Source organism: Alteromonas sp. CNT1-28 (genome assembly GCF_022348345.1).
GTDB lineage: Bacteria > Pseudomonadota > Gammaproteobacteria > Enterobacterales > Alteromonadaceae > Alteromonas > Alteromonas macleodii.
In genome coordinates, this window is sequence record NZ_JAKREZ010000063.1 from 1 (window position 1) to 6,695 (window position 6,695).

A 6,695-nucleotide genomic window follows, 5' to 3' on the forward strand; every position below is an offset into this window, starting at 1 on the left:
TTGGCGCTTAAGGGCTCCACCGCCAATATAGCTTGAACACTCATGTGTTGAGGCATCATGTTGCACATATCGAGAGAATTTTTCAGTCCCAATGATCAGTCTATTTTCTTATCTTGACTACACTTACTTCGTAATTGCTTCCTGTTTTTGGACCTAAATCGCATGAAACAAGCCTTAAAGCCAGTTGTCACAGAGGATAGTAAATAGCGTTAATTTGTCTTAAACTCCATTACGAAGTATCTATTTTTGACAACATAGGAACTGACGTGGCGGTGTTTACCGGTACAGCCTATCAGTTTCCGGATAGATAATATGACAGCTGCCATTCAAACCAGTGAACACCTTGTTACGGTTCCGGGAGGAAACGTTTTTGTAAAGCGATGGACACCAGAAACGCTTAGCTCAGAGTCTCCGATTATTCTGCTTCATGATTCACTGGGTAGCGTTGCTCAATGGCGCGACTTTCCTGAACGCTTGTCGCAAAAACTATCTCGCTCTGTCATTGCCTATGACCGTCTCGGTTTTGGACAATCTAGCTCTCGCACTGAGCTACCCTCTGTTGATTTTATATCCGAAGAGGCAAATCTCTATTTCCCTGCTTTGAAGGAAGCACTTTCCATAGAACGTTACATTTTGCTGGGGCACAGTGTCGGTGGAGGAATGGCGCTTAATATCGCCGCTACGGATACTGATTGTGAAGCCCTTGTTAGTATCGCAGCACAAGCCTTTGTTAAAGAAGTCACCCTAAGAGGCATCGCTCAGGCTAAAACTGTATTTGATAAGCCAGAGCAAATGGCAAAGTTAGAAAAATGGCACGGATCAAAGGCCCCTTAGGTATTGCGAGCCTGGACAGATAGATGGTTATCCGATGATTTCCGAAATTGGAGTCTGGAGACTTGTATTAGGCAAGTTGCTTGCCCGGTACTAGTAATTCATGGTGAGAATGATGAATATGGCTCTAGTGCGTTTCCCGAGTATATTGTGGCTCACGTATCGGGTCGGGCGAAACAGCTCTTATTAAAGAGCTGTGGCCATATTCCATATAAGGAAAAAACGCAGGAAGTGCTCCAAGAAGTATTTGATTTTTTACAATTCGTTTGATCGCATCAGCTCATGGGGCTACAAATAAGCTCTCAATAAAACCACTATATGCTGTATCTAAAATATCTTTTGAAGCTGTACCGGGACACCATTCAACGCGGCATTCCCTGACAATTCATCAACGAAACTGTGATCCGTAATATCGTTAACGCTCACACCTGGGTTAGATGAGGCGACTGAAATCTTCATGCCTTTTCGATGATGCCCCCAGCCGTGAGGGAGGCTTACTACATTCGGCATTATGTCTTCGGTGATGGCAACGGTCACCTTCAGTGCACCGACATCACTGGTGATATAGACCTCTTCGCCATGTTCAATCGAGTAGTTCTTTGCCGTTTCAGGGTGTATGAATAAATCACAGCGGTTCTTGCCTTTTACCAGGCGCTGACTGTTGTGCATCCAGGAATTGTTGGTGCGCAAATCTCGTCGTCCAATCAGGGTGAGCGGGGAAGCGCTATCACTTCGTTGAATGTAATCATTCAATCGTGCCAGATCTGCGACAAACTCTTCGGGCAACAAATTGACTTTCTTGTCTTTGGTAAAGAGCTTACGAGGCAGGCTCGGCTTTAACGGGCCCAGATCCAAACCATGTTTATGTTTCTTAAGCTTCTCTAAGGTTAATCCACCATTGGTGACAAAGCTTTTCATGCCATCACCGTAACGGCCATTTCGCAAGCCCAAGTCAATAACCCGCTCGACGGTCATGAGCGCCTTGGCTATGTGTGCCTTTTTCATTTGCGCTTGTTTAAGCTTGCTTGGTTTGCCTGCTTTTAGTTCTTCAATGCGGTTCGTGAGAGTGGTATAGATTTGTGCGTCTGAACGCATGTAACTTTTCTTTTTAAACAAGGGGTCGGAAAAGCGAGTGACGTTACGTACAGCCAGGTTGGTAAAAGCCAAGTCGTATAGCGCATGCTCGAAGGGGCCGCATGGTGGCAGGATAATATCTGCGTGGCGGGTGGTTTCATTGATGTAAAAATCAATCGCCACCATAAAATCCAGTTGGGCCAGGGCTTTTTCTAGCCGTGCGCCATTCGGTGTGGAAATGGCCGGGTTGCCTGCCGTTACAACAAACGCTTTTACTTGACCTTTGCCTGGCGTCAGCATTTCATCTGCCAAGGTCGCGGAAGGTAGTTCGCGATTAAATTCAGGCAGTTTTCGAACACGACTATGGAAACTGGCAAAACTTCCACGCCCTGAAAAATCAGTCATATCGATGGCAGGGCTTGTGAACATCATACCACCGACACTGTCTAGATTACCGGTAATGATATTTAGCAGTTGGATTAGCCAATGATTCAAGGCACCAAATTCTTGCGTGGCGACGCCCATTCGGCCATAACATACTGCACGTTCTGCCGTCGCAAACTCGGTAGCAATTCGAATAATTTCTTTCTCAGGCACCTGAGTCAGCTCAGCTATCTTTGCGAGAGGAATTGTATCCACTAAGGGGAGAATGTCTTTGATTTCCCCGTTAAGAGGAAACCTTATATCCTGCTTAACCAAGCCTTCTTTAAAGATGACTTGAATTAAGCCCAGCAAAAATAACGCATCACTGCCGGGTTTGATAAATTGATGTTCACTCGCGTACAAGGCTGTTTCGGTACGACGAGGGTCGATTAAGACCAGTTTTCCGCCACGCGTCTTGATCTTTTCTAAACGTCCCAACACGTCACCGGCGGTCATTAAACTGCCGTTGGAGGCAGCAGGGTTAGCGCCGAGCATCAACATATAATCCGTGTGATCAATGTCGGGGATGGTAAAGCTCATACTGTGTCCGTACATCAAGTACGAGGTCAGCATATGGGGCATTTGGTCTAGACTAGATGCACTAAATAAGTTCCTCGAGCCAAGCGCCTTTTTGAAAGGCCCCATGTTGATCATGACTTCTATATTGTGCGAAGAAGGGTTTCCCCAATAAGCTGCTACCGAGTCATTTCCATATTCCGTCTGTGTGGCTACAATTCGTCGCGCAACTTCCTCCAGCGCTTCATCCCAGTCAATATCAATCCACTGATCCCCAATGCGCTTTTTCGGCGTCTTTAATCGTTCAGGGTCATTGTGCAGATCCTGTAGGGCATAACCTTTAGGGCATATATGGCCGTGACTATGTTTGTCTTCTTCATCTCCCGCAATCGAAATGATTTTTTCACCCTGATACTCAACCACAATGCCACACATCGCTTCGCATAAAGTACATGTACGGTGATGAAATTTGATAGGCTTCGTGGCGTCGTAATCTTTAGTGCCTGGCACATCGTCCTCTGTCGGGGTAGCGGTGGCGATCAATGCCTGGTTCTCTCGCTTTGCCTGAACCATCGCGTTGACGTCTGTCAGCTTTTGACGAGGACGCCCATTCCTCATGCCGAGTTTGATCTCCTGCGCATCAAGAGCCACCCAGTCGGCAAAAGAAAAGTATTCGGTGCCTTTTTCACAAAGGTATTTTTTGAGAGTAGTCGTTTCTGACGCTAAGCTCGCCGTGTTGTCACTTAGGTTTTCAGCTAGATTTTTTACTGTACTCACAGCGCATTGTTTGTTGGTACCTATGACACCGTTGGCACCGCGTTTAATCCAACCAGCCACGTATTCTTTATCTGAAAGCTGTCCATTTGTAAGAAATACCCGGCCGTTCTCATTGGCAATAATTCCGCGCTGCTCATCGAATTTTAGGCCCTCAATGCTTCTTCCTTGGTATCCGGTAGCACTGATGATGATACCGCTCTCTAATTGCCTTTTCTCACCCGTCGGTTTAACGACTAATCGCTGTTCATCGTTTAAGCTGATGTCATTGATACTTACTTGTAGTCCTTTAACGGATCGCGTCGTGCCTATTACTTCTTCCGGGTTACTGTTGAATACAAAACGAATCGTCTTGCTCGCATCGGATTTATGATCTTGTGACGAATGTAGAACGCCTCGTAGTAATTCAATATTTTCTTTGGCTTCACTATTTTTGGGTAACGCTAGGGAGGCTTCGATAGATTCACATAGCTGAAGGTCTTTGGGGTCTATTTCTAGTCGTAGGCCAGGGTGGTTGATGAGTTGTCGTAGTTCCTTTGGGGTAAAAGCGGCTTGAGCGGGTCCCTTACGGGCAATGAGATTAACCGTTTTTATTTTGCTGTTTGTGATTGCATTCAGCGCATGTTCAGCAATATCGGTTGCGTGAAGCTCATCTTTTGGTAGACAGACCACTCTGGCAATATCCAAAGCGACATTGCCCATACCGATGATAGATAGGGTTGTTTTATTGAGTTTAGGCTCTAAATTGGCGTGTTCAGGGTGGCCATTATACCAGCCAACAAACTCTGCTGAGCCATAAACACCAGATAGAGAGCCTCCTGCTATGGGTAACGCTTTACTGAGCGAGCCACCGGTGGTGTAGATCACAGCATCGTAGTTTTCCAATAGGAAGGCGCGATCAATATCTTTTCCCAGTTCTACATTGCCATAATACTTAAGACTAGGGTTGTTTTTGACAAGCTGCGTATAGTTTTCCGTAACAGACTTAATATCAGGGTGGTCAGGTGCAACGCCAAAACGCACTAGCCCAAACGGGGTTGGCAATTTATCGATTAGATCGATCTTTGCGCCAGGGTATTGCTTAAGTAAAGCTTCGCTGCTGAAGAAACCAGATGGCCCTGCACCAATCACTGCGAAGCGTTTAGTGGACGCTATTGGTGCTGGTTCGTCCGCTTTTCCTTCCACACGGCGCTCGGTGATGATGGGGTGACGCTTTGACTCAACGGCGTTAATTTCAATGTATTGGATTTGATCTTCAGGGACTGACGCTTCCGGGTATATTGCGCGTTCCGGGCATTCTGTTAAACAGGCATTACAGCTAATACAAACATCCGGATCAATAAACAGCATATCTTCACCCTCACGAAATGCATTCACCGGACAAACATCCACACAGTTCGTATATTTCGCACCAGAACAGGCGCTGGTAATCACATATGCCATCTTATAATTCCTTTGTCACCGCTTGTTGAAAACTCCATGGATGTTAGAACTTAGACGTATTGGTGTATTGACAAAATTCATTGCGTTTGACATTTTGTGCCAAACTAAGCCATTAGAATGTAAAACATGCCAACACACTTCGTTTCTTCCAGCTTTCTGAACACGCTGCTCAAATACATTAAAGACAATGGGTACGACGAAGCTGCACTGGTCGCAAAGATCGAACAGTTGTCGGCTCGTTATCAATGGCGTATGCCTAGAAACGATTTTTTGACGCTCCTGGCGAATATCCAACGCCGTCACAATAAACCCGCTTTAGGGTTTTGTATTGGACGAAGTTTGCAGCCTGAAGATTATGGAATGGTGGGTTATATCGCGGTGACTTGCTCCAGTCTAGGTCAAGCTTTACAGCGCTATCAGAAGCACCTGAGCTTGGTTGATTCAAGTCTACAAACGAGCCTTGAAGACCGGCAAGGAAGTCGCGTTACGAGATGGTGGCATAACGAAGCTAGTGCAAAAGGCATATGGGGTGAGTTTGGTCTAATGGTTTTTATTAACTTCTATCAAGCGCTAATAGGTCGAGACCTTCCTCCAGACTTCGTTGAATTACCGGGTGAGCCCGATGGAGATCCTAAGGTTTACGAGCTACTCGCGGGTTGCCCGGTAAAATTTGGCTGCAATGCCGTGGGTATTGCTTTGCCAAAAACCTTCTATGCCATGAAGATTAGTACCAGTGACCCCTATCTTAGAGGTCTTTATGACCGACAAGCCGCTGCCTTATTGAGTAACCTTACCGAGGAAAATGACTTTCTTAAAGAGGTAAAGTCTGCACTGAAGTTTTGCTTGGAAGAAAACCAGAGCAGTGCAGAGCAGGTCGCTAAACATCTTGGGCTGTCACTTAGAACTTTCTATCGCCGCTTAGACGAACAAGGTTTTCGTTATCGTTCATTGTTAGCGGATATACGTTTTGCATTGGCAAAAGGCTATTTGCAGGATGAAACGCTGTCGCTCGCCGAGATCGCTTTACTGCTCGGCTATTCTGACCAAAGCGCCTTTACGCGTGCCTTTGTAGGTTGGGCTGGTGCCACACCGACTGAATATCGTTAAAGAACTTGGCCGAAATGACTCTACAGCGTAAACCAAGTTCTTAGTCATAATCTACAAACTGAACTTCTGCGAATAAAATTGCTTCATGCAGAGTTACCACCACGTTCAATCGGAACTTTAATTTAAATGAACCTCATTTCTTCACATGCTTTCTTTCGTACTTTCTTGAGCACGACGCTAGCCTTATCATTTACTTTACTCTCGGGCTGCATGATTTTCCCCCTTAAACAAGACGACCCGGATCGGTCACTATATTGGTGTCCGCCTTTACCAAACTGCGCCTCCACGGAAGCGGTCACTTTCGTCCATAGTATTCAACCCTATAAGCTGAATATGGAATGGGAAGAAGCTTGGCCGGTGATTCGTGAGGAAGTAAGTTCACTTCAGGGCACGTCTATAGAACACGAATACCCCGGCTATATTTATGCTGATATGTGGGGCTTATATAGAAGCGCGTTCGTGTGAGCGCTTTGCGGTATTGGCACCCCATGTTGATAAGCGTTTAAATGATTTTTATGTGTCGTTGT

At 45.9% G+C, this 6,695-nt stretch carries 3 protein-coding genes and 1 pseudogene; 3 read left to right on the forward strand and 1 reads right to left on the reverse strand.

The annotated features are described in order from the left end of the window. Window positions 1–312: 312 nt before the first annotated feature. Window positions 313–834, forward strand: a complete 522-nt coding sequence (locus tag MHN02_RS20915) for an alpha/beta fold hydrolase (protein WP_239247899.1) — start codon at window positions 313–315, stop codon at window positions 832–834. A 324-nt stretch (window positions 835–1,158) separates the two neighbouring features. Here MHN02_RS20915 and MHN02_RS20920 read toward each other — a convergent pair whose 3' ends face one another. Then, window positions 1,159–5,061, reverse strand: coding sequence for a molybdopterin-dependent oxidoreductase (locus MHN02_RS20920; protein ID WP_239247900.1), 3,903 nt, complete (start codon window positions 5,059–5,061; stop codon window positions 1,159–1,161). 126 nt (window positions 5,062–5,187) lie between these two features. Here MHN02_RS20920 and MHN02_RS20925 point away from each other — a divergent pair, with 126 nt between their 5' ends. Together MHN02_RS20925 and miaE are read left to right on the forward strand one after the other, a co-directional pair. Continuing rightward, window positions 5,188–6,168 carry an AraC family transcriptional regulator gene (locus MHN02_RS20925; RefSeq protein WP_239247901.1) on the forward strand — a complete coding sequence of 327 codons (981 nt, stop codon included), beginning with the start codon at window positions 5,188–5,190 and terminating at the stop codon, window positions 6,166–6,168. A gap of 427 nt (window positions 6,169–6,595) precedes the next feature. Then, a pseudogene (miaE, locus tag MHN02_RS20930) lies at window positions 6,596–6,695 on the forward strand (tRNA isopentenyl-2-thiomethyl-A-37 hydroxylase MiaE); the annotation flags it as partial.